This is a genomic window from Reinekea marinisedimentorum, from assembly GCF_004341165.1.
Lineage (GTDB): Bacteria > Pseudomonadota > Gammaproteobacteria > Pseudomonadales > Natronospirillaceae > Reinekea > Reinekea marinisedimentorum.
The window spans coordinates 144,394-169,634 of the sequence record NZ_SLZR01000006.1 but is presented as its reverse complement, the minus strand read 5'-3'; the positions used below and the strand labels follow the sequence as shown (position 1 = coordinate 169,634).

Annotated in this window: 20 protein-coding genes; 8 read left to right on the top strand and 12 right to left on the bottom strand. The window is 51.2% G+C overall.

The features are described 5' to 3' along the window. Positions 1-68: 68 nt before the first annotated feature. From BCF53_RS08940 to BCF53_RS08910, 7 genes are all read right to left on the bottom strand, one after another. On the bottom strand, positions 69-2,516 hold the full coding sequence (locus BCF53_RS08940; protein ID WP_132701384.1) for an RNA-binding protein: 2,448 nt from the start codon (positions 2,514-2,516) through the stop codon (positions 69-71). A gap of 478 nt (positions 2,517-2,994) precedes the next feature. Further along, positions 2,995-4,161: a hypothetical protein gene (locus BCF53_RS08935; protein WP_132701383.1), complete on the bottom strand. Its 1,167-nt coding sequence runs from the start codon at positions 4,159-4,161 to the stop codon at positions 2,995-2,997. Further along, entirely contained in the window at positions 4,148-4,843 is a 696-nt protein-coding gene (locus BCF53_RS08930) for an ABC transporter ATP-binding protein (protein ID WP_132701382.1), read from the bottom strand. Before BCF53_RS08930 ends, BCF53_RS08935 begins: the two co-directional genes overlap by 14 nt. 9 nt (positions 4,844-4,852) lie before the next feature. After that, positions 4,853-6,082 (bottom strand): ABC transporter permease, encoded by a 1,230-nt coding sequence (locus BCF53_RS08925; protein WP_132701381.1) that lies wholly within the window; start codon positions 6,080-6,082, stop codon positions 4,853-4,855. A 3-nt stretch (positions 6,083-6,085) separates the two neighbouring features. Further along, positions 6,086-7,309, bottom strand: coding sequence for an ABC transporter permease (locus BCF53_RS08920; protein ID WP_165901864.1), 1,224 nt, complete (start codon positions 7,307-7,309; stop codon positions 6,086-6,088). Positions 7,310-7,325: 16 nt separating this feature from the next. Beyond that, positions 7,326-8,072, bottom strand: coding sequence for an outer membrane lipoprotein-sorting protein (locus BCF53_RS08915; protein ID WP_132701379.1), 747 nt, complete (start codon positions 8,070-8,072; stop codon positions 7,326-7,328). Between the two features lie 9 nt (positions 8,073-8,081). After that, entirely contained in the window at positions 8,082-9,056 is a 975-nt protein-coding gene (locus BCF53_RS08910; RefSeq protein WP_132701378.1) for an ABC transporter substrate-binding protein, read from the bottom strand. 353 nt (positions 9,057-9,409) lie between these two features. On the opposite strand from BCF53_RS08910, the gene lnt reads away from it, so the two are divergent. From lnt to BCF53_RS08885, 5 genes are all read left to right on the top strand, one after another. Continuing rightward, positions 9,410-10,891 (top strand): apolipoprotein N-acyltransferase, encoded by a 1,482-nt coding sequence (gene lnt / locus BCF53_RS08905; RefSeq protein WP_165901863.1) that lies wholly within the window; start codon positions 9,410-9,412, stop codon positions 10,889-10,891. A gap of 259 nt (positions 10,892-11,150) precedes the next feature. Further along, the gene (locus tag BCF53_RS08900) at positions 11,151-11,924 is read left to right on the top strand and encodes an ABC transporter ATP-binding protein (protein WP_132701376.1); all 774 of its coding nucleotides are present in this window, start codon (positions 11,151-11,153) and stop codon (positions 11,922-11,924) included. A gap of 15 nt (positions 11,925-11,939) precedes the next feature. Next, on the top strand, positions 11,940-12,644 hold the full coding sequence (locus BCF53_RS08895; RefSeq protein WP_132701375.1) for an ABC transporter ATP-binding protein: 705 nt from the start codon (positions 11,940-11,942) through the stop codon (positions 12,642-12,644). Between the two features lie 16 nt (positions 12,645-12,660). Further along, positions 12,661-13,659 (top strand): branched-chain amino acid ABC transporter permease, encoded by a 999-nt coding sequence (locus tag BCF53_RS08890; protein ID WP_132701374.1) that lies wholly within the window; start codon positions 12,661-12,663, stop codon positions 13,657-13,659. Beyond that, complete coding sequence (locus BCF53_RS08885) at positions 13,659-14,936, top strand: branched-chain amino acid ABC transporter permease (protein WP_132701373.1); 1,278 nt, start codon at positions 13,659-13,661, stop codon at positions 14,934-14,936. Before BCF53_RS08890 ends, BCF53_RS08885 begins: the two co-directional genes overlap by 1 nt. A 68-nt stretch (positions 14,937-15,004) precedes the next feature. Here the strand turns inward: BCF53_RS08885 and BCF53_RS08880 are convergent, their stop codons facing one another. After that, positions 15,005-16,192, bottom strand: a complete 1,188-nt coding sequence (locus BCF53_RS08880) for an ABC transporter substrate-binding protein (protein WP_132701372.1) — start codon at positions 16,190-16,192, stop codon at positions 15,005-15,007. A 552-nt stretch (positions 16,193-16,744) separates the two neighbouring features. Here BCF53_RS08880 and BCF53_RS08875 point away from each other — a divergent pair. Next, positions 16,745-17,923: an acetate/propionate family kinase gene (locus BCF53_RS08875; RefSeq protein ID WP_132701371.1), complete on the top strand. Its 1,179-nt coding sequence runs from the start codon at positions 16,745-16,747 to the stop codon at positions 17,921-17,923. 21 nt (positions 17,924-17,944) lie between these two features. Next, positions 17,945-20,101: a phosphate acetyltransferase gene (gene pta / locus BCF53_RS08870; protein ID WP_132701370.1), complete on the top strand. Its 2,157-nt coding sequence runs from the start codon at positions 17,945-17,947 to the stop codon at positions 20,099-20,101. Positions 20,102-20,214: 113 nt separating this feature from the next. On the opposite strand, the gene BCF53_RS08865 is transcribed toward pta, so the two are convergent. Beyond that, positions 20,215-20,850 carry a hypothetical protein gene (locus BCF53_RS08865; protein WP_132701369.1) on the bottom strand — a complete coding sequence of 212 codons (636 nt, stop codon included), beginning with the start codon at positions 20,848-20,850 and terminating at the stop codon, positions 20,215-20,217. Between the two features lie 555 nt (positions 20,851-21,405). Here BCF53_RS08865 and BCF53_RS08860 point away from each other — a divergent pair. After that, entirely contained in the window at positions 21,406-22,035 is a 630-nt protein-coding gene (locus tag BCF53_RS08860) for a MaoC family dehydratase (protein WP_243645801.1), read from the top strand. Here the strand turns inward: BCF53_RS08860 and prmC are convergent. Genes prmC through hemA form a run of 3 tightly spaced genes read right to left on the bottom strand, consistent with a single transcriptional unit; the run spans position 22,021 to position 25,197 of the window. Next, positions 22,021-22,848, bottom strand: a complete 828-nt coding sequence (prmC, locus tag BCF53_RS08855) for a peptide chain release factor N(5)-glutamine methyltransferase (protein WP_132701367.1) — start codon at positions 22,846-22,848, stop codon at positions 22,021-22,023. The two genes, BCF53_RS08860 and prmC, sit on opposite strands and share 15 nt — an antisense overlap. After that, positions 22,845-23,930 (bottom strand): peptide chain release factor 1, encoded by a 1,086-nt coding sequence (gene prfA / locus BCF53_RS08850; RefSeq protein ID WP_132701366.1) that lies wholly within the window; start codon positions 23,928-23,930, stop codon positions 22,845-22,847. The genes prmC and prfA overlap by 4 nt, the downstream gene beginning before the upstream one ends. Positions 23,931-23,937: 7 nt before the next feature. Next, a complete protein-coding gene (gene hemA, locus BCF53_RS08845) occupies positions 23,938-25,197 on the bottom strand; it encodes a glutamyl-tRNA reductase (RefSeq protein WP_132701365.1) in 1,260 nt (419 codons plus the stop codon). Positions 25,198-25,241: the final 44 nt, after the last annotated feature.

Sequence of the window (25,241 nt, the reverse complement as noted above, 5' to 3'; positions counted from 1 at the left end):
GAACACCCAAGGAAATGCCCGCAACCGCGGGCATTGTTAATGAAGCGTCGTATCAATAACTAATCCTTTTAGAATATTTCGATGGTTTCATCGATATAGGTAATCTTAACCAGGCCGTTATCCAACGTTTCAATATCAGCGATCTTACTATCACCAACCAATAGCTCACCCGTCAGTTCATCCATGGATTCATCGTCATCGATGTTAGTCAGAATCAAACTGGCATTATCAGGGTTAGTAATGGTCAGTGAGGCTATTTCATTGTCAAAATCATCCACTGCCAATGTCATGACATAGAGGTCATCGTCCCAGTTCAGCTGCACAACAGCGGAACCCGCATTCAGCGCGCTGCGAACAACCGTTGCCGTTACCTCGATGTTCGGCATACCGGAAATACCGGTTAACGCCGTACTGAGTGTGAACTCTAACTGTAGGAAGCTATTTTCTGTTTCATCCAATGAACCCAATTCAATCTCTGCCTCCAGTTCACTCTCACCCGTTGAGCTGGCCCAGAGATCGATCCACCAGACATCATATTCACTCGTACTGGTCATGGCTTCTGCCAGCGCGGCTTCCGGATCTACAACAGCTGCAAAACTGGCATAAGAACCATCGGCCTCTAACCAGCCATTAACATCATCGTATGTCCACGCAAACGTACTATTCCAATAATGTCCATAGTCTAGCTCCCAATAATCATTAGCCAGCAAGCCCGTAGCAACGAGGTTATCAATTTCAGTTTGGCTAAGAACATCGTACATCCATACATAAACCACATTGTGCTGATTGAGGAATGCGGCTATATCAAAGGTATCGGAGTTGGAGAGATCAAGGCTAACAGATGCTGCGAACTCAGCTCCGCTATCCAGCGCAAAATCACCACTCAAATCGACACTACTCAAAGTCAGAAAAGCGATATCGCCATAGAGCGGAGCAGACACACTGGCCTCGTCAACAGCAACGAAACTAAAGCCGGCTGTACCGGTAAAGGTACCGCCATCAGAATCCAGTACCAGCGTCATATCCGACAGGCTAATACTGCTGAACGAGGGTTCGACGCCCTCCGAAACAGGTTCTTCTGCTACAACCGTCACCGTACCGTCTGTCATTCCAATACTGCTGTCCGCACTACTGACGGAACCGCTGACCTCCAGGCTGTAGGTCGTCTGATCGGTCATTAGATTTAGAAAATCTTCCAACGGAACATTCGTACTGAGCGTTAAATCGTTATAAACGACACTGGCAGCATCCTCCCCTGAACCGGTTAACGTACCGGATAAGACTATTTGCGCACCCGCCACAGGGTCGGTAACAGATAAGGTTAAATCCCCCAGATAAACCAATTCGTCATAGACTTCGACCTGAACCGCTGTTGTCGAATTTAATTCCAGCTCTTCTAAATACACATCATTGCTCAGCGAAAGCTCTTCCAGCATAGTTTGAATTCCAAGCTCGGTGAATTCAGCAATAGCAGCCATATCACGATCAAACAGATCAACAACATCTCCAGCTTCATCGGCAACGAGATCGAGAGGCGTGTCATAATCGGTCTCAAGCATATTGTTGACCAGGGATCTCATATCGCTCATCACAGCTTTAGCGATCACAATATCGGGGTCACCCGCATTGCCGCTGGGCTCTGGGTTATAGCTTCCATCACCACTGGCAGCGACAGCCGTATTGATGGCTGCTGTTTTATTCTCAATTTGCAGGATGACGGTATCATCAACCAGGTCGTCAAACGCGGTATTCGATGCAATCGCAGACCAGGCATCGGTCAGGTCACTTATTAGTATTCCATCCGTTGAACTAAAGATACCGTCTTCAAATGAATCTGCTAAAAGATCCACCACATCGGCCAGGGAAGTTGATTCATCCACCATCATTGTGACGGCTGCACAAAGCATTGCCGCCTGCTGCTCAAAAGCACTGGCGTTCGCCATGGCATCGGCGTTGGTAACATCAACAACGGCTGTATTTATGACATCGAAGCCAACCAATACCGAAACCTCACTGTTGGCATTGTCGACCACATCATCAGTGACCGGGCTGCCAGCTTCGAGAGTTTTACCGACAATTGCCGCCGCCATGTGTGTATAAGGAGTAATGGGAACGTTACTCACAGTACCAGAGCCTACAGAACCAATAACGCTGTCCATTTCCAGGTTTGGATCGGCCGCAATTGATTGACCAAAGGTACTGGAAGAAGGATCGTCATCAATCATTTCCGTGGTTGGCAGCGACGCAACAGATAACACCACAATGCCACCCTGATAGTTTTCCATATCAAGGGTGTAAGCACCTGACTCATCCGTTATAGCTGAGCCACGTTCAACCCAATCGCCATCGACCAGCTCCCTGGCCGTTACCTGGCCACCAATAATGATCCCTTTCGCTACTGCACCAGAAGCAGAGTAGGTAGTCGAATCATCACCATCTGAACCACCACTTGAGCAGCCGGCAAAGGCTAAAGCGATGGCTATAACGGCACTCAATCCAATTTTATTTAATTGCATTATTCATCTCCTTCAGGCCACTTATTTACATCAAGAGTCACCAGAATGAATAAAAATACCGAAGAGCTCAGGCTGAAACCCGCTTCACTTTCCATACTCTTGATACCTATCAGAATGAAGGTAGTAGAACACTCGAGGTTTACAGAGAACTAAAAATTGACGTGCAAAAAAATCAGCACAAATAATTGAAAAAGCGCCATTTAATTAACTATATAGACATAAAAAATACAGCAAAACCGCACATCCAAACACGGCACAGTTGAGCAGAAGCCACTCAAAAGCCTTACACATCAAGGGGGTATTATTTGAACGTCTATTCGTTAAAAGCCAACCGACGTTCAGTAGAAAATTACGCTGAATTAACCAACGTAAATACACTAACAAATAAAAACAATCCGGTGGGAACAGCCAAGCAAGCCGTTTAGATAAGGACGGGTTGAAATAATTTATTTTCGAACCTTGTTAAACCACTTCAAGACTAAAAAACCCAGGAAACCTCTGCCAGCAGGTACGCCGGGTAAAGCCCAAACTCACTGTCGTAACTATGCTCGTCGTCCAGCGGCAGAACCGCAGATAAATCGACGTTCATTGCATCCGTCGCGTTCACACTCAGAGCCAGATTGGCAAGCGCAGAGCCATCGTTCAGGTTCACAGAGATGCCGGATGAGACTGAAGTCAGAATATTAACCGGGTAACTGCCCTGCACGCTTGCATACCATTTGCCCAGCGTACTGATGGCACCGAGCTGATAGAAAGAATTACCGGCGCTGTTCGTGTCGTAACCAGAGCGGGCACCTGCACCGTTGTAATGAACTTCGGCGACGAGGTAGAGATCACTCAGTACGGTGTAATCGGCACCCAGCGTGGTCCGCAGGTAGTGGTGATCTTCATCGAGCAGCAAGGCGGTTTCCTGCCAGAGCCCTATCTCGTCGATCGCCGTTTGCGTACCCAGAGAAAAATTTAGGTTTTCACCATTAATGGCCAGCACGATAGCTTCGGCATCGATGCTGTTGACGGAGGCTTTAAAACGGCTGAACAGGACGCTGTCACTGCCGAACACCCAGCCAGCGTCAAATTCTGTCAACGCACCCAACTGCCAGGTACCGCGCAGTGCATCCACGCCGGGGCGATAATCGGTATCGGTGGCGTATAGATCGAAGGGATAGATGATGTCGACCGGGGAATAAAACTTAGCCAGGCCGAAGCTAATGGGCTGGCGGCCAAGGGTGTAATCGCCCGCGTTGCTGTACCAGGTGACCGAGAGCTGGTCGAGCTGCTGGTACAACCGGGTACGGTCACTCTCGCTGCCAAGGAGCAACGCATCCAGATCGAAGGCGCGGTAGTCTGCGGTAGAGGCCTCGTCATCGCCAACAAAATCGCGACGGGTTTCGCCCTGCAGTGAAAGCCCATAGCGCGCATTCAGCTGCGTGTTTTCGCTGCTGTATAGGTACAGGTTCCAGAAGCCTTCCAGGCTGCCCTGCCATTCGGTACGACCACTGATAACCGTGCTGCCATCTTCTGTGACAGAGGGGTAATCGCTGAGCTGCAGTGCGCTACTGATTTCCACGCTCTGGTCGTAATCGAGCGCAAACAGCGGCGCACTGATCAGCGGCAACAGCAACAGCGAAGCGTTAACCTTCATCACGCCGCTGCTCCCCAATCACCCTGCCGTCTTCTATATGAATCAACCGGCTGGCGCGCTCCATAATTTTTGGATCGTGGGTTGAAAAGACAAAGGTCATGCCCTGCTGACGGTTAAGCTCGTGCATCATGTCGAGCAGGTCCATACCGGTTTGCGAATCCAGATTCGCCGTGGGTTCATCGGCCAGAATAATATCCGGCCTGCTGACCATCGCGCGGGCAACGGCAACGCGCTGCTGTTGCCCACCGGAAAGCTGATTCGGCAGGCGCTGCTCTTTTCCCTTCAGGCCCACCTGCTCCAGCATGGCATATACCCGTGCTTTTCGTTCAGCGGCGGGAATGCCCTGCAGCAACATGATGTATTCACAGTTTTCGGCAGCGCTCAACACCGGAATCAGGTTGTAGGCCTGAAAAATAAAGCCGATATGATCACGGCGGAAATCGGAAAGCTCACGCCCGGACATCTCCGATATTGCCTTTTCTTTGAGCAGCACCGTGCCTTCGTCAGGGTTATCCAGGCCACCCATCAACTGCAGCAAGGTTGATTTACCCGAGCCGGAAGGCCCAACAATGGCGGTAAATTCACCCGGTTCTATTTGCAGATCAACCTGATGCAGTGCCCGTACCAGCGTATCGCCCTCGCCATAAAAGCGGCCCAGTTGTCGTGTTTCTATTACCGGTTTCATCAGCAGCTCCTATAAACTCCGGTGCAAGGCTTTCGCCGGAACAATACGCGCGGCATGAATCGCCGGGTACACCGATGCCAGCATGGTCATCAAAAAAACGGCGAACGGCAGCTCTGTAAACTGCTGCCATCTGAGCTCCGGCCGCAGTACCTCGGCCAAGGCCACACCGGAAAAATCCATATCGCCGTAATCGATTCCCATATGCGCAACCCACAACACCGCGACAGTGCCGATGACTGCACCAATGACCAGCGAGACCAGGCACAACATAAGGCCTTCCGTCATGATCAGCTTGAAGATGGTCAGCCTGCGGGTGCCAATGGCGAGTATCACGCCGAATTCGTAAGTGCGTTCATAGATCGACATAAACATGGCATTCACCACCCCCAGAATCGCGACCACAAACAGAATGCCGCCGACAATAAACATGCTGTAATCAAACATGCCGATCATGGAGGCAAGCTCAGGCATCAGGGTTTTCCAGCCTTCAGCAAGGTTGTTTGCGATTGAAAGCTCACGCCAGATGGCCAGAGATTTATCGCCAGAGAGTGTTTCCTGCTGAAAGTTAAACGCAATTTCATGAATGGCAGAGCCTAACCCCAGCATCTGCTGCGCCAACGGTAACTGAATAAAGACCAGCCCCTCATCAAAAAACTTGGAGTTCATTTTGAAAATACCGGTGACGCGGAACAAGCGCTGCTCAATTTCCTGAGTTTCATAGTTGTTCAGAGAAACCACCAGCCGGTCACCCGGTTTGGCTTCCAGCTCTTCGGCCAGGCGTGTGCCTATCAAAATTTGGGTTTCTGCGTCGTCGTCGGAAAGGTAGCGTCCGGCAACGATGCTTTGCTTCAATTTAGAAACCTGCGCTTCGCTTTCAGCGCGAATGCCCACCACCTGCACGGAAAGATTATTGGCGGTACTCGACACCATACCGAAATCCATGGTGCGCACGGTATAGCTTTGCACCAGCGGGTGGCTTTGCAGTTTTTCCAGCAACGCATCCGGCGAGTTTACCGGCAGCTCGGCATCATATTCTGCTCTGTACCCGACCTGATGGATCTGCGCATCGCCGGGGTACAGGCGCGTGGCCGAGCGGATCATCACATCCGACATGGCCTTCATATAACCATCGGAAAATATCAACAATGCCAGCGTCATGCTGATCAGCAAAACCGTCAGCGCCGTCCGGCGCTTGTTACGCGCAATATTTCGCAGTGCCAGCTTGAAGATAAGGTTCATGAGTTACAGCCCCCTCATGGCATCAACCGGTACAATGCGTGCCGCTTTCAACGCCGGAAACACAGCGATCAGAGCAACCGAGCCAATGACAATCAACGCCGGCTCTACAAACACAGCCAGGTCCCACTGCCCCTTCATGTGGGCCATAACAACACCGGAAATCTCCATCGGCTCGGGTAAGGCAAAGCCGGTGCTGGCCAGCCAGTAGTTCAGCGGCAAAGCAGCCAACAAACCGAAAAGGCAACTCAAGCCTGCCAGTAACAGGGTTTCCTGAATGATTAAAAAGAACAACCGCGAGGGCGACGTGCCAATGGCCTTCAGTACACCAAACTCACCGGTTCGCTCGAGCACAGACATCAGTACGGTATTGAGCACGCCAATACACACCAGAAAGATAATGATGTAATAAAAGATATAGCCGCCTTCAATATCGGCCTGCATGGTTTTGTAGAATTCTTCGGACACCACCTTCCAACTGGCCGCCTCAAGCTCGGGCCTATCCGCCAGCCACTGGTTCAGTTGTGCCGTCAGTTCGTCGCTTTGCCGGTAATTGCCTGCCAAAACAACCCAATAGTGAGCCTCACCCGGCATAGCAAAAAAATTCTGGGCGGCCAGCAGCGGCAGATAAACAGTGCGCGCATCCAGGCTTTCCGTTGAACCGATCAGGCCGACAATGCTGAACAGATCGTTGGCCAGCGAGCCATCAGCACCTTGCGAGATCAGTACCAGTTCATCACCCAGCGCCACCTGCAATTGCCGGGCAACGGCAGCGCCAACCATTACCTCAAAATAGCCGTCGCTGTTCGGCTGTGCATTGAAGTAACGGCCCTGTTTGATTTTTTCAGCCAGAAACGAAAGCCCGGCTTCTTTTTGCGCATCAACACCCACAACCTGAACAGGGAAGCTTTTTGTTTCGCCATAGGCCAGTGCGCCACTCTTAATGCGTGGTGCCGCGGCACTCACCAGCGGCAAAGAAGTAAGCTGCTGATAGAAGGCATCGCTGGCCGGCACCGCCTTGTAGAGCGTTGCCCGTTGCTGATAACCAACTTCACTGATCTGCGCGTGACCGGTACTGTCTTTGGTGAAGAAATCGATCACCTGCTCATAGCTGCCATTCTGCACAGAAAGCGACAACACCAGCAAAACATAGCCACCCAACATGCTGAGCATGGTCAGCACGGTACGCCGCTTATTGCGCAGGATGTTGCGGAATGCTAATCGGAGCATCAGCATACGGCCAGCCTCAGCGTCTTTTTTTCAGGTTTTGCAGGCTGAAAAAATCTTCGTCCAGGTCGATATCGAACGCCATCGATTCATACACAACCCGGGTTTTATTGCCTTCTTTGTTGAGTGGCACCAGCTCCAGAACGGTAGGCAGGGTGACGCCATCAAATGTTTTCACTTCGCTGAAGGTCATTTCGCGCATGGCGGTGCCATCTTCATCGAAATAGATTTGCCTGACCGGCAACAGGCTGTGTTTTTCCACCAGAATCTGCATTCGACCCCAAACCGTCACGGTGTTTTCTTTGGCGAGCAGATCGAGCTGATAAAGGTTGCCGGTTTCGCTCAGGGTGACATCAAATTCATCGACCCAGGAGCCTTCACGCATCAGGTCATCATTGGTGAAATCGGAACCCATCCAGCTGCCCATCATCATGGAGGGCGGCACCTTAATGACCTTGTTGATCTTAGGCAGGTAGTTCCACATTTCGTTTTCGCGCTTAAGCGTGGCAATGCCCTGCTCTTTTTTCGGCGCGGTGACCTTCACCAGTGAGTAATCCAGGCCAATGGCCCAGGAATCAAGAGAAACAGACCGGCTGAAATCTTTGGTTTCAATCTCCATAGTCATGGAGGCGTGGGCGTTTTCCTGCTGGTAGAGGTTATCGATCTTTTCAAGCAACTGAACACCATCGATACCCTCTGCCAGCAGCGGGTAAGGCAACAACAAGAAACACAAGGTACTCAGAAATTTTCCCGCTCTGTTTCTCATCGCAAGCTCCTATTTAAGGAATGTGGATTGGGAGGCCACCAGCGGTGAAAGCTGAATACCCCATTTTTCCATAGCCTTCTTACTGTAAATATAGTGCCCCGTTTGCGAATTGCTGGAGGCAATACTGCTCACCGGCACACCACTAAGCACCAGCCGAATAATCCGCGAAGCAGACTTACCCTCTTCATAGGCCGAAATTACATAGCCACCGGCGGCTTTATCGGGCGCTACGGAAAAATCCCACAGTGCAAACAGCGGCACCTTTAACGCAGTTTGAGCATAGAGCATGGCAGACTCATCGCTAAACGCAGCGCCGTCGTCATGCCGTAAGGTGTGGTAGGTGCCAACAATCACGGCCCTGTAGCGCTCATGCGCACCGGCGATCGCCGTCTTCCATTCCCGCGCCGAGTTGGTCAGCAGAATATCCACCTGTGTGCCCTGAACCTCCACACTGCGCTGATCAGCAAACTTTTCGCTGACGGTATTCTGCATAGTAGTCGAGTTATCCATCAGCACCAGAATGGGTAAATTCCCTTTGGTTACCTTGGATACGTGGCGAATCGATGCCTCAATAAACGGCCGTTCATAAATGCCGGTCATCGGCGAGCCGCCACCCAGCCCGTATTGTCGCGCAGAACCGTTAATCCCCAGAAACACAATGGGTATACCGGAGGTTTTAATTTCCATCCCGACGGTGGTGAGTGCGTTGTCATCACCAATAACCACAACATCCGGCTTGGTTTTTCTGATTTCAGCCACAATTTCAGCGGCTTTCTGTTGCCATTGTTCCGGCGGCAGGTTCTTGCTATCCAGCGATCGCTGAATAAATTCGTACCCGGAAGAGGAATTTTCTTTAATCGCCCGAACATAATCGGCATCCCATTGGTATTCGGGGTGGTAACTGGAAACAATAAATATTGTCGTGGCCTGTGCGGACAGGCATAAGAGCATCAATGCCAGTGAAGCAATCCATTTGTTAATCATGATGTGGTTATCTCACTCTAACTTTTTTCACGTTGGTTTAGGTTCATGAAAAGCTAAGGTCAAACAACGCCGCAGGCGGTTTTATTATTTTTTGTCTACCTGTCGGATGTTTCGAGTAGCTTGGTAATTGATCAATTCCGATCAGTATTATTAATAATTTTAGCGGCCACACATTAACAGGCCATGAATTTAAGTTGTTGATCTGAATAAGGGTTCAGCCAAGAGCAGCACCGATCTATTGGGTTCCTGCTGTTTCTTATGTAAAGTGCCTGTGCTTCCACCATGACAGGTTAAATGGCTCAATGTTCAACCGACCACTCAGGCTTCTGGCCGCTCTTATTTCGGGCCTATGCATGCCATTGGCTTTGGCACCCTTTAATATCTGGCCACTGGCACTTATTGGCATCGCCACTGCTATCTGGCTGAATCACACGGCTGAAAACAGTAAAGAAGCCTCGTTACTTGGCTGGCTCTATGGCGTCAGCTTCTTCGGTCTGGGGGTTTCATGGATATACGGCAGCATGCAAACAGTGGAAACACCCGTATGGCTGTCGGTCTTTTTAACCGCCGGGTTTTGTCTGGCACTGGCGCTGTTCTTCCTGTTTCAATTCTGGTTTTATCATAAATTCCTAAAATCCCTGCCCGGCGCACTGATGCTGCTGGCGCCCTGCTGGTGGGTCGTGAATGAGTGGCTGCGGGAATGGGTATTCACCGGTATTCCCTGGCTGTTTGCCGGCTACGCCACAATCAACCTGCCGATAGCCCAGCTCGCGGCTGTTGTCGGTGTTTACGGGCTCAGCCTGATTATGGCGCTGATCGCCGCCTGGCTGCTCATTGCTGCATTGCACTGGAAAGCCGAAAAGAAAGCCGCCATGACTGCCGCTTTCGGCTCGGTGGTGCTGTTCATTATTGCCCTCGCTGCCGGGCTGACCTTCCCTGCAGCACATTGGACAAGCAGCCAACAAAGCATCCGGGTTGCCGCCGTACAATCCAACATCAATCAAAAAACCAAATGGATCGAAGCTCAACAGACGCCCACCTTAAGATTCTTCGGCAAGGCACTGACGGTTCATGGCGAAGCTGACCTCATGCTCTGGCCGGAGGCCGCGATGACCCGGCTGGAAGACGAAATACCCACCTACCTGTCCGACATCAACGCCTTTGCCGCTAAGCACGATATGGCCCTGCTGACCGGCATTATTACCCACGAGAACTTCACCACCTACTACAACGCCATTAAAGGTTACGGCACCGCCAGCGGTGAGTACCGCAAACAACACCTGGTGCCCTTTGGCGAGTATGTTCCGCTGGAAGGCGTGCTGCGCGGGCTTATCGCCTTCTTTGATTTACCGATGTCGACCATGCGCCCGGCCGGTGAGCGGCAAAGCCCAATTCAGGCGACGGTGAACGACCAGCCTTACTTTGTGGCACCGGTCATCTGTTACGAAGCCGCCTATCCGAATCTGGTTCGCCGGCTGGCTAAAGAGGCTAATCTGATTGCGGTGGTCAGCAATGACGCCTGGTTTGGCGATTCTATCGGCCCTCATCAGCACTTACAGATCACCCGTATGCGGGCCATTGAAAATGGTCGGCCGATGGTTCGTGCAACCCAGAATGGCATATCAGCACTGGTTGATGGCAACGGTGAAATTGTCGTTCGCTCCGAACAATTTGTTGAAGCGATCCTGGAAGGTGAGCTAACTCTGAGAAGCGGCTTAACGCCCTTCCAGACATACAACAGTGCCCTGCTGCCGGCCGGTTTAATTCTTATCATTCTGGCGATGATGGCACTCGGCAACCGCGTCAGTAGCCGAGCGGTTCAAAAAGCAGAGTAAAACGCCTGGCAACGCAGATTAATTGCCCGGCCAGTCTAATTTTAGGCCGGCGATGGGCTGACCTTATGGGGCAGAGTCTGTACACTTCCTTCCCTACTAAAAAAGGATCCAACCGGGTTGCGGCCGTCTATTACCGCCCGCCACGGTTTTGGAATCCAATAAAGCTCTGCAAGAGCCTAAAGCCCACAAGGCCGCTCTCAAGCAGGTACGTTAAAACCACAAAACTTTTAATTAAGTTATCAGTGGAGAGTCAAAACACATGTCATCCATGATCGAAGTGAAGTCGGTCCAAAAGTCGTTCGGCCGTCTGAAAGTCATTAATGACTGCAGCTTCAACATCGAAAAAGGCTCCATAACGGGCATGATCGGCCCAAATGGCGCGGGGAAATCGACCATATTCAACATTATCGCCGGGACCATCCCGCTCGATACCGGCAACATTATTCTCGACGGCGAAGATGTCACCAACCAAACTGCCAATGCGCTGTTCGGTAAGGGCCTGCTGCGCACCTTCCAGATTGCCCATGAGTTTTCTCATATGACGGCTCTGGAAAACCTGATGATGGTGCCGCCCAGACAGCTTGGCGAAAACCTGTTCAATGCCTGGTTCCAGCCGGGTAAGGTTGCCAGGCAGGAGACCAAAAACCGCCGCAAAGCGCTGGAGGTGATCGACTACATTGGCCTCGATCACGTTAAAAACGAACTGGCTGGCAACCTTTCCGGTGGCCAGAAAAAACTGCTGGAATTGGGTCGCACCATGATGACGGATTCCAAAGTAGTACTGCTCGATGAAGTCGCCGCGGGCGTAAACCGCACCCTGCTTAAAGGCCTGACCGACAACATACTGCGGATGAACCGCGATTTAGGCGTGACCTTTCTGGTGATCGAACACGATATGGACATGATCGCCAAACTCTGCGACCCGGTTATTGTACTGGCTCAGGGCAGCGTCATGGTTGAAGGCAAAATCGAAGACATCCAAAACAACCCGCAAGTGATCGAAGCCTATTTCGGCAGTACCGACGCTGCCTGATCCCGTGGAGAAAACATGGCAATTATAGAAACAAAGAATATTCATGGCGGCTATGGCGGCATGAACATCCTCAATGGCGTCAATATGTCGATTGAGCAAGGCGAAGTCGGGGTCATTATCGGGGCGAACGGTGCCGGCAAATCGACATCGCTGAAGGCGATATTTGGTTTGCTGAACGTAACCGAAGGCGCTATCGAACTGAACGGTGAAAACATCACCAACCAGGCACCGCACCTTCTGGTGGAAATGGGCATGGCGTTTGTGCCACAGGAAAAGAACGTTTTTGTCAGCATGACCGTGGAAGAAAACCTGGAAATGGGTGCCTTCCTGCGCAAAGACAACTTCAAAAGCACGCTCGATTCCGTCTATCACTACTTCCCGGATTTAAAAGACAAGCGCTATCAGCCAGCGGGTGAACTTTCCGGTGGTCAGCGGCAGATGGTCGCCATGGGCCGCGCCCTGATGATTGAACCCAAGGTTCTGCTGCTAGACGAACCGACTGCCGGCCTGTCTCCACTGTACATGAACGAAATTTTCGATCGCGTCGTTGCCATCAATAAAGAAGGCGTTGGCATTCTGATGGTCGAACAAAACGCCAAACAGGCGCTGGCCATTGCTCACAAAGGCTTTGTTCTGGCGGCCGGGCGTAACCGGTTTACCGATACCGGCGAAAACCTTTTGAATGATCCGGAAGTTGCCAAAAGCTTCCTTGGCGGTTAACGGACAGGAATAAACAATGAACGAATTAGTTTTCTTTATTAATAAAGTGCTGATCTCCGGTGCGGTGATCGGCTCTATTTACGCGATGGGAGCCATCGGCGTCACGCTGATTTTTTCTATCCTGCGTTTTGCTCATTTCGCCCATGGCGATTTGATGACCACAGGCGCATTTGTCACGCTGTTTTTAACTGCCATGTTCCCGGAAGCCGGCCATGCTGTTGGCTTACCCACCGCTTTTGTGATGATGCCCTTCGCTATGGTCATTACCAGCTTTCTGGCCATTGGGCTTGATAAGGCCTTTTACAAACCATTGCGTGAAGCCAACGTAAAACCGGTGGTTATGGTTATGGCCTCCATCGGCGTCACATTGATGCTGCAGGGTGTTGTGCGGATATTCTTCGGCACCAGCTCACGCAACCTGTTCGTTGACGACCGCAAGGAAATCTTCCGCCTCGAACTGCCGTGGGAATTAGCCTCGCGTAAAATCATTATTACCGAACCCCAGGTCTTGCTGTTTGTATTCACCATTGTCGCCGTTGTTGCGCTGCACTACTTCCTGACCCGCTCACGGCTGGGTAAAGCGATGCGAGCCACTTCCGATAACGCTGACCTGGCCCGCATTTCCGGCATCAACACCAAAACTGTCGTGACCGTTACCTGGGTTATTGCCGGCTGTCTGGCGACAGCGGCAGGCACTCTGCTTTCTCTCGATGTTGCGCTCAAACCCGACCTCAGCTTCCAGATTCTGTTACCGATCTTTGCGGCTGCCATCGTCGGTGGTGTTGGCCACCCTTATGGCGCTGTCATTGGCGGCTTTGTGGTTGGCTTTGCGGAAACACTGGCCGTTTTCAACTGGGCTATTCTGCTGCGACCGCTGGAAAAAGCCTACGAGTGGGATCTGCCCAGCAACCTGGCGCTGGTGCCGACTGAATACAAAATAACCGTTCCGTTTTTCATACTGATCGCCATTCTGGTTCTGAAACCGACCGGTATTCTGAAAGGGCAGGTGCTGTGATGAGCAATAAGTTACTAATGAACCATAAAAAAGAATTCCTGCTGTTTGGCGGCCTGTTCGCCATAATTCTGCTGATCATGGCATTCATGGGTACAGCCTATGGCCTGCGCATGCTGGTAGAGGCAGCCTGTTATGCCATCATCGCATTCGGCCTGACCATTCAATGGGGTTATGCGGGCCTGTTCAATGCCGGCATCATGGGCTTTATGGCCATGGGTGCCTTCGTCACCATGCTGTTCAGCTTCCCGGTGAATGAACAATTTTGGTCATCCGGCCTGGCCGGCGACTTGGGCAGCGTACTGCTTAAGCTGATCATCGGCATTGTGCTGATCGTCGGTTCCATCAAAATCACTCGTTTTGGTGTTCCGAAAAAAGCACAGCAGGCTGTCACCCTAGTCTTAATTGGCGTTGTGTATCTGGTTTATATGAACGCTTTGGCTCCGGTGGCCGATTCTATTGAAAAAGAAGTCGGCTTCATTGGCGGCTTTGGCCTGCCTTCATGGCTGGGTTGGGTCGTAGGCGGTATTGCTGCCGGGTTAATCGCTTACTTTGTTGGCCACATCTGTTTGGGTCTGCGCAGTGATTACCTGGCCATTGCCACACTGGGCATTTCAGAAATCATTAAAGCCTTTCTGAAAAACGCCGACTGGCTGACCAACGGCACACTCACCGTTTCGCCACTGCCCTGGCCTACTCCGGGTGCTGCCGATCTCGGCTTTATTATGGCGCGCGCCAGTTACCTTTCATTAACGGCGCTGGTCATTGCGCTTATCTTCTTCCTGCTCACCCGCGCCTATAACGCGCCATGGGGCCGAATGCTGCGCGCCATTCGCGATAACGAAGTGTCTTCACTGGCCATGGGTAAAGATGTCAACAAACGCCGCCTGGAAGTGTTTGTTTTCGGCTCATTCCTGATGGGCGTCGGTGGCGCTATTCTCGCGACCTTTAACGGCCTGTTTGACCCGAACGGCTATATTCCGCTGAATCACACCTTCCTGATCTGGGTAATGGTGATTCTCGGTGGAGCCGGCAACAACCTGGGCACACTGTTTGGCGCAGTGTTCGTTTATATTATCTGGACAATGTCTGAACCTGCCGCGCTGTTTGTGTTCGATATTATCCGTAATATTGGCGACAGTGTTGGTTGGGAAGCGCCACAGGATCTCGACAGCCGAGCGCTTCAGGCCCGGGTATTTGTCATTGGCCTGACCATCAGCCTGGTATTGCGTTACGCACCCAAGGGCGTAATACCGGAGAAAGTTGCCCGGCACGGATAATCCTTTTCGGGCGTAATAAAAAAGCGCGGTATAAACCGCGCTTTTTTCGTTTTAAACTTGCCTAAACCTTACAGCTTACCCTTTTCAATGATCTTGCCGTTTTCGACAGCCATTTCGATGATCAGGCCGGGGACATCACCCTTTTCATCAAACTCATGACTACCGGCCGCACCTTCGTAGTTAATATCTTTGCCTTCAGCAATCAGCTTCTTAGCTTTTTCCCACTGACCCGGCAGAATAACTTCGCCCGGCGCGCTGGAAACTTTACGCAGTGCCGCAGACAAACCAGCCTTATCAGCTGAGCCATTTTCTTCAATTGCCAGAGCAATCAGGAAGGCTGCATCATATGCCTGACCGGCAAAGATCGCGTTAGGGTCCAGCGCCATTGCTCTCATTTCATCTGCAAAAACGTTTTGGCCAACAATATCGGGAATACCCGGCTTGGTCGCAATCATGCCTTCCAGAATGTCACCACCAATGGCGTCGACCAGGTTCTGCGCGATCATACCGTCGCCGCCAACAAACTGCAGGAAGTCACCGCTTTCATAAGCCTGACGCAAGATAGTCTGACCGGAGGTATCGGCATAGGCTAAAACCACCAGAGTTTCCGCACCAGAAGCCGCCAGTGAACCAAGCTCGGCACGGTAGTCTGCTTTACCGTCTTCGTGCGCTTCGTTGGCCAGAACTGTACCACTGAATGCAGCCTCGAGGCCTTCAGCAAACGGCTTGCCGTAATCGTTGTTTACATAGGTAATGGCAATTTCTTCAATACCCTTAGATTCCAGCAATGCGGCCAGTTTTTCTGCCTGGAATGCATCGGAAGGCGCCGTGCGGAAGAACAGGTCGTTATCGTCCAGACCTGAAACCGAAGGCGATGTCGCGGATGGTGAAATCATCAGAACGCCCGCGGGAACACCAACGTTGTTTGCTGCGGCAATTGCCGCGCCTGAACAAAGCGCACCGACCATCGCGATTGCACCTTCGCTGTTGATCAAACGGTCTGCACCATTGGAAGCTGCCGCTGCATCAATACAGCCGGTATCGGCACTTGGCATAGAGATGTAATCGCCATTGAGAATACCACCCTGAGTATTCACGTGTGCAACAGCCAGTTTGGCACCTTCAAAGATTGCCGGTGTCATACTTTCAATTGGGCCGGTGAAACCACCTAAGAAACCTACTTTAACTTCGGCATGTGCCATGCTCATCATGGAAGCAGCTGCCACTGCAACGCCTAATGCTTTTTTTAATTTCATTTTGATCTCTCTTTATTATTAATGCCTCTGGGACCACAGCATGTTGCGTAACTTTGTAAAGAAATACAAGACAACCGCCGTCAATTTCCAAGCGCCGGGCAACCCGCAGTTTAATAGAAGGATCACTCCCACAAATAGTAGACCGGGCCTGGTTACAATCTGATAACATTGGCAGCAATCTATTTAAACTACCAGCTTCCCTAACAGCTTGTAGAGTTACTGATTTAAGCCATGTTTTAGCGGTAATATTTGGGTCAAATACCTATTTTTTACTTGAGCGATGCCAGAAAACGCGTATCCTTCGGGCCTTATTTGTATGACTATATGACAATTATTACAGGCACCCCGTGCCACCGCTTGCTGGTTACCGCCGACCGCTTACATAATTAAAGCTTTTAAAACTTATAGGTTTGTATTATCAAACAGTCTTAAAAATGAACATTTTAAAATTGCACAAACAAATAAGTTTAAATTTGAACGAATTCAGACCTTTCAAACAGGGGTATCACAGTGCCCTACTTTCTATCAACTTCAACACAGACAGGCTGGTAAATGTCCAATAACATCCTCGTAATTAATTCTGGTAGTTCTTCCATTAAGTTTTCATTGTTCGATATGTCATCTGAAGCCGAGCGCGCAAGCGGCCTGGCTGAACGTTTAAACACTGCGGAAGGCGAAATCACCATCAAATCAGCAGAAGGCAAATTAAACCTGAAGCTGGAAAAAAGCGACTACCGATCAACTCTGGAAGTCATCATCAATACCCTGACTGAACAGGGCCTGATGGACACTCTGCCAGTCGCTATTGGTCACCGCGTTGTTCACGGCGGCGAATTCTTCAGTGACCCCGTTCTGGTTACTGCCGATGTTATTGAAAAAATCAAACAGTGTATTCCTCTGGCACCTCTGCATAACCCAGCAGCGGTTGCAGGCATTGAAGCCATGGAAAGCCTGTACCCTGAAATTCCACAGGTAACTGTGTTTGATACTGCTTTCCACCAAACTCTGCCACCTAAAGCCTACCTTTACGGTGTTCCTTACGAGCTTTATGAAGAATTGGGTGTACGTCGTTACGGCATGCACGGTACCAGCCACCAATACGTTTCTTCTGAAGCTGCCAAGCGACTGGGCCTGGGTGAAAAGCACGGCATTCTGACTGCCCACCTGGGTAACGGTTGCAGCTGCTCTGCTGTCGTAAACGGCAAATGTGTTGATACAACCATGGGTATGACGCCTCTGGAAGGCCTGTTGATGGGTACCCGAAGCGGTGATGTAGACCCTGGTCTGCACCAGTTCCTGCACGATCAAAAAGGCTGGAGCATTGAAGAGATTACCAACGTTCTTAACAAGAAGAGCGGTCTGTTAGGCATTTCTGGCGTTTCCAACGATATGCGTTCAGTTGAAGCTGCTGCTGAAGAAGGCAACGAGCGCGCACAACTGGCTCTGGATGTATTCCACTTCCGCCTGGCACGCCAACTGGGTGGCCTGGCTGCTTGCCTGCCACAGCTTGACGCACTGGTCTTTACCGGCGGCATCGGCGAGAACTCTCGCTCCACCCGCGCACTGATCATCAACACCATGAAGATTCTGGGCATTGAGCTGGACGAAGAGCTGAACAAAACCAACGGCAACGAGCTGGGTGTGATCTCTAAAGGCAATGGCCCGAAAGCTATTGTTGTAAACACCGCTGAAGAACTGATGATCGCACGTGCAGCACAAGCACTGATTTAATTATTTACGGAGATTAATTCTGTGAAATATACCTACTTTATATCTGCAACAGGTGCCGGCACGGGTTTAACATCCGTGTGTCTGGGCCTGGTTCGCGCATTGGACCAGCTGGGTGTGCGAGTTGCATTCAGTAAGCCAATCGCCCAGCAGTTTGGCAACGACAACGAACCTGAACGCTCCACACACCTGGTAAATGCCACCCTTGGCCTGAACCCGGCAGAACCGATCAAACTGGCTCACGCACAACAGCAGCTGGCACTGGGCCACACCGACCCGCTGATGGAAGACGTTATCCAGATTGCTCAAAGCTCTGCGGAAGAAGCTGATGTGCTGATTGTTGAAGGCCTGGTGCCGGTAGCGGATGAAAGCTACATCGCCGAGCTGAACCGTAACATGGCAAAAGCACTGGATGCTGACGTCATTCTGGTTGCAGCTAAAAATGCCGACAGCACAGCGCAATTAAACGAACGCATCAAGATGACAGCCAGCCTGTTTGGTGGTGTTAATCACCGTCGTGTCATAGGCTGCATCCTGAACAAGGTTGGCGCGCCTGACCCATCCGAGCAGCAGGTTATTGCCGAGGAAGATCCAAGCATGGCATCTGCTGAACCGGCTGAAGTTGTACCTGCAGAAGATTACGCAAACATCCTGCCTGTATTCCAGAATGACGGCTTCAAGTGCTTAGGCGCTGTTGAATGGAACCCATTACTGGTTGCGCCTCGTACCCTGGATGTTGCTAACCACCTGGGTGCCACTGTCTTTAATGAAGGCCAAATTGCCGAGCGCCGGGTACAAAGCATTACCGTTTGCGCCCGCACCATGCCGAACATGCTGCACACCTTAAAAGCCGGCGCACTGGTGGTAACACCGGGTGACCGTAACGATGTTCTGCTGGCCGCTTCTATGGCCGCCCTTAACGGTGTACCTTTGGCCGGCATCATCCTAACCGGCGACATCATGCCACCTACGCATGTGATGAACCTGTGTCACGCAGCCTTCACCAGCGGCTTACCGGTAATGACATCAAAGCTGAACACCTTCCGTTCTGCTCAGCGCCTGAACTCAATGAACACCGAAGTGCCTGCGAATGACGTCAACCGCATGGAAAGCGTCATGGATGCGGTTGCCGCTTCTATTAATGCTAAATGGCTGGCTGAACGCGCTGAAGTTATTGAAGAGCGCCGCCTGTCACCACCGGCATTCCGCCACCTGCTGGTTCAACAAGCACGCGCTGCGGCCAAGCGAATCATTCTGCCGGAAGGCACAGAGCCACGCACCATCCGTGCTGCGTCTATCTGTCAGGAAAAAGGCATCGCACAGTGCGTTCTGCTGGGTGACCCGGAAGAAATCCGCCGCGTAGCCCTGACTCAGGATATCGTTCTGCCTGACAGCATTGAGCTTGTTGACCCTGAAGTTGCCCGAGCTAAATACATTGCACCGATGGTTGAGCTGCGTAAGCACAAAGGCCTAACAGCGCCAATGGCAGAAGCTCAACTGGAAGACTGTAACGTTCTGGGCACCATGATGCTGGCACTGGACGATGTAGACGGCCTGGTTTCTGGTGCAGTCAACACCACAGCCAACACCGTTCGCCCTGCTCTGCAGCTGATTAAAACCCGACCGGACGCAAGCCTGGTGTCCTCTGTGTTCTTCATGCTGCTGCCTGATCAGGCTGTGGTCTATGGTGACTGCGCAATCAACCCGGATCCTAACGCTGAACAGCTGGCCGATATCGCAATTCAATCCGGCGACTCTGCTAAAGCGTTCGGCATTGAGCCACGCATCGCCATGATCAGTTACTCAACCGGTCAATCCGGCACTGGTAGCGATGTTGAAAAAGTTCGTGAAGCAACCCGTATTGCCAAAGAACGTCGCCCAGACCTGCTGATCGATGGCCCTCTGCAGTACGATGCCGCGTCCACGCCTTCTGTTGCAGCGTCAAAAGCGCCTGACAGCCAGGTTGCTGGCCGCGCTACCGTCTTTGTATTCCCGGATTTGAACACCGGTAACACCACCTACAAAGCCGTACAGCGCAGTGCCAACGTAGTGAGCATCGGCCCTATGCTTCAGGGCCTGCGCAAGCCGGTTAACGATCTGTCTCGTGGTGCACTGGTTGAAGACATTGTCTACACCATTGCCCTGACAGCGATCCAGGCTGCACAAATGAAAAATGCCTAATCGCCCCTAGTAGCGACGGCATAAAAAAGGCCAGCCCGGTTAGGGCTGGCCTTTTTCGTTTCAATACCCGCAAAATCCAATGCCAAGACCTCTTCACGAGGGGCATTCTGCTATCAGTGGTAATTGCCGGTAAAGCGATCTTCCGGCTGAATCTGCTTAACCGAGTAAGAGTCCTCTTTCAGAAAATCATCCGGCAAACAATGGTGCATCTGCAGCAGTGCGGATGCTTTTTGCCAGCCTTCACCGGCGATCAGATGACCACCTTTCAGATCAAGACCATAGCTGCGCATAACCCGAGCCTGCGCCAGCGTTAACAAAGCCTCTGGGCTTTCAGCGTCTTGACCAGTAACAACCGGAATCTGCTGACACATCAGGCCTACTGAACGCGCCTTGATGTCAACGGCTGCCGGACAGGTTGCCGAGACCAGGCACACAACCATGTTCTTATGGCCCTGCAGTTTATTAACCTGATGAATGAGGGGGTAATTTCCGAGAACGACGCTCGGCCGAATTAAAAACTGACGCTTTAAATGAAAGCTGAAACGCTGCCTCAGCTCGATGAGCTCACGCTTTGTAGCAACACGCTTTACTGCGCGATACCAAATAGATTTCCAATCCTGTAATGACATTACGGATTCAGGTGCAATCTGACAATCTGCTACATCCTTTATAGCGCTGGCCATAGCCATACCATCCATAGTACTTGTCGGACACAACGCTGTATCCAAATCAAATACTAAAACCTGCATTTTAAAAATTGCCCCTCAACAGTAAGCAGCAGCCGAAAAACGCACTACTCCTAAAAAATATCAATTTTATTGTTAATTCGCTCTGGCAGTAAAAACCATATTGAATTTACAAAAGAATGGGAAGTTAATTTGTCTGATTATTTGACATTCGTCCAAATTAAGCTAAATGCGATCGATTATTGATCAGCACATCAATAACACCGATGCAGCCTTCAGTCAGAAGATTAGCAACAACGAAGGGATAAACTGTGCAATATTCATGGAAAATAACACCCGAAACCTTCAACTATTTAAACTAAGACTATTGCCTTAAAAGAAACAATCGCCAAGCATATGATTTATAAAGGTCTTCAGCAATTCAGGCAATCAAGAAAGACACTCGTATATTAATTTCCATGCCATATAAAGCTGTCTATATAGCCAATATAATAAACTTTGATAGCAGCCACTTAACTTAACAGCAGCAACACCAGCGGAGCACCGGCAAACCAGATGAAAGTTATCGATCTGATTAGAGAAAAAAGTGATCAAATAACGAGGCACCCCGGTGAATTGATGGATCGCCTTAATCCGCAGGTTCGTCAGTATTTAATTGGTGCTATGAACAATGCCAAAAGCAGCCACTGGTTCAATTGGGCAGCCGACGCTGAGGTCAAGGAAGTTACGACATTCAAGCCTGAGCATACCAATGACCAGTACTGGGACCATGACACCAACTCCCCTGCTCATAAGATATACCTGCAACTGACCGACACGCTGAATGAGGTCACCTACACCGGTGAGTGGATTGAAGTGACACAGGAGCGTATTAATCAGTTTGCGGCAGTAACCGAAGACGAGCAATGGATTCATACCGACCCGGAACGCGCGGCCATTGAATCTCCTTTCCGTACAACGGTGGCTCATGGATTTTTGACCTTATCGCTGATACCGAGGCTGATGAACATCACCAACCCGGAGGTTAATGCTTTCTCCGGAGCGAAAATGGTGGTTAACCTCGGCTTAAACAGAGTGCGCTACCCTTACCCGGTAAAAGCCGGTTCTCGGCTACGCGGCTCCAAGAAAGTCATAGAAGTACAGCGCGTTAAACGCGGGCTGGAAGTGACCGAAGAGATTACTGTTGAAATTGAAGGTTGCCGACGACCTGCCTGTATTGCACAAACCGTGGTACTACTGGTTTTTTAAGCAGCCGAAGGTGACCCGCTCGTTGCCGCCGTAATCGCAACGGGAATCTACCTCAGCAAAACCACTATCACTGAGAATTGACCGAACCCTTTCAGCCTGCTGCCAGCCATGTTCCAGGAACAACCATCCCCCGGGCTTCAGGCAGCGAGTAGCCTGAGTGGCAATCAGTTCGATATCCGCAAAACCGCTCTGCGGGGCGACCAGCGCACTGCTCGGCTCAAAACGCACATCACCCTGCTCCAGGTGAGGGTCTTCTGAATCTATGTAAGGCGGGTTGCTGACGATGATATCCAGCGAGCTGCCGGGAACGCCGGCGCACCAGTTACCCTTAGTAAACTGAACGTTCAGTGACAGATTCCGCGCATTCGCGCTGGCCAGCTCAATGGCCTCATCAATACAGTCAATCCCCATGATCGACCAGGAAGGCCTTTCCGATTTTAATGCCAACGCAATGGCACCGGTACCTGCCCCCAAATCAAGACAGCTCAGCGGCCTTTCATTCTGCTTTTCCAGCACCGTTTCTACCAGCACTTCGGTATCCGGGCGCGGAATCAGTGTTGCCGGAGAGGTTTTGATCGGCAACGACCAGAATTCACGCATACCGGTGATATAAGCAACCGGCACGCCACGGGCGCGCCGCTGAACCAGTTGCGAGTAGCGGTCATTCTGTTCGGAAGTCAGTTGCTTTTCCGGCCAGGCAATCAAATAGGTGCGGCCCTTTTCCAGCACATGAGCCAGGAGAACCTCGGCATCCAACTTATCCAGACCACTTGCCTGTGCCGCCGAAAGCGCTGCAGCCAGAGTCTGACTCACGCCTGTCCCATCTCAGCAAACAGCTGTGCCTGATACTCATTCAACAGCGGCTGAATAATATGCTCCAGCTGCCCGGACATGACTTCCTCCAGCTTGTAGAGGGTCAGGTTGATGCGGTGATCGGTAACCCGGCCCTGAGGGTAGTTATAAGTCCGAATCCGCTCTGAGCGGTCGCCACTGCCCACCAGCGATTTTCGTTGATCAGCCTGCTCCTTCGCGGCTGAGCTTTCCTGGGCATCTTTCAGCTTTGCCGCCAGCAGGGACATGGCCCGGGCGCGGTTCTTATGCTGGGATCGCTCATCCTGGCACTCAACCACAATACCGGTCGGTAAGTGTGTCAGGCGAATCGCCGAATCGGTTTTGTTAACGTGCTGACCACCAGCACCCGAAGCCCGGAACGTATCAACACGCAGATCATTTTTATCGATCGAGACCTCTTCCAGTTCATCGGCCTCCGGCATCACCGCCACGGTACAGGCGGAGGTGTGAATACGGCCCTGGCTTTCGGTTTCAGGCACGCGCTGCACGCGGTGCGCACCGGATTCAAACTTAAGCTGTGAATAGACGTTGGCGCCACTCACTCGGGTGATCACCTCTTTATAGCCGCCGTGTTCACCTTCATTGGCAGACAGAACCTCCAGTCGCCAGCCTGCCTTTTCAGCATAGCGGGTGTACATTCGCAGCAAATCACCAGAGAAAATTGCAGCTTCGTCACCGCCGGTTCCCGCACGGATTTCAAGAAACACGTTCTTGCCGTCATTCGGGTCTTTGGGCAGCAGCAATATTTGCAGCTGTTGATCCAGCTCTTCAGCACGCGCCTGTGCCGCCTGATATTCCTCTTTCCCCATCTCTTTAAGATCCGGGTCAGAGTCTTCCATCATCAGTTGCGCCTCTTCAATATCAGACTCGTTTTTCTGATATTCAGCAAAACATTTAACGACATCTTCCAGCTCGGCATATTCCTGCGAGTATTTGCGGAACTCATCCTGATTGGAGATTACATCCGGCTGCGACAGCAACATGCCGACTTCTTCATAGCGTTCCGAAAGCTCGGTTAGCTTGTAACGAATTGATTCTTTCATTTTGACCTTATTTTTTAATATCAAACAGCCGCTGCGCCCATTCGCCGGCATCGGGCTGGCCATTTTCATGCGCGTCTCTTAACGCCACAGTCGGGTTATGCATCAGTTTGTTGGTAATGTTATGAGCCAGTTGAGCGATAACCTGTGAAGGGTCGGCTCCGGCGGCGAGTGCCCGCTCCGCGCGTGCAAGCTCTGCCTGCTTTATTTCATTAGCCTGATTACGAATACTCTTAATAACACTGCCGGCACCACGAACATTGATACCCTTCATGAATTCTTCAGTCAGCTGACCGATAATCTCATGCGCCTGAACAGCAGCCTTTTCCCGCGACCGGCGATTACCTTCAATCACATCTTTCAGGTCATCCACCGTATACAGAAAGACATCACGCAGCCTGGAAACCTCTGATTCAATATCGCGGGGTACGGCAATATCGACCATAAAAACAGGCTTATACTTTCTGAGTTTTAACGCACGCTCAACCATCCCCTTGCCAATTAATGGCAGCTGGCTGGCCGTTGAGGTAATGACGATATCCGCTTTCGGCAGCTCGTCCGGTATATCGGCCAGCAAACAGGCCTTAGCATCAAATTGCTCAGCCAGCACTTCTGCCCGGGCGAGGGTTCTGTTTGCAACAGTAATCTGATGCACCCCCTTATCGCGTAAATGCCGGGCAACCAGATCGATGGTTTCGCCAGCGCCCACCAGCAACGCCCGGCACTCTTTCAAGTCGGTAAAAATACGCGTGGAGAGACTAACCGCGGCGTAAGCAACACTGACGGCATTTTCACCGATCGCCGTCTCAGTTCGAACCTTCTTGGCCGCCTTAAAGCTGTGCTGGAACAGATAGTTCAGCATAGGGCCCACGGTTTCGTACTCGCGCGCTACCGCATAGGCAGACTTTAACTGCCCCAGTATTTGAGGCTCACCGAGAACCATGCTGTCGAGCCCGGATGCCACCCTGCTGACATGGGAAACAGCGTCACTGTCTTTTTGAACATACAGGCAGCTTGCCAGCTGCTTATCATCCACGCTGTGCCGATTCGCCAGCCATTGCGTCAGGGTTTCAACGGCCTCAGCAGGCAGCTCGACGTCACAATAAAGTTCCGACCTATTGCAGGTTGAGAGAATGACAACCTCATTAATTCCCGGCAAAGACTGTATTGCTAACAGCGACTCAGACATAGCTTCCGGTGAAAAGCTGACCTTCTCCCGAATAGCTACCGGAGCTGTATTATGATTGATGCCTATGGCAACTAATGACATGCCAAACGTGAACTCTCGAGTTTGTAAAAACGCGGTATTCTAAC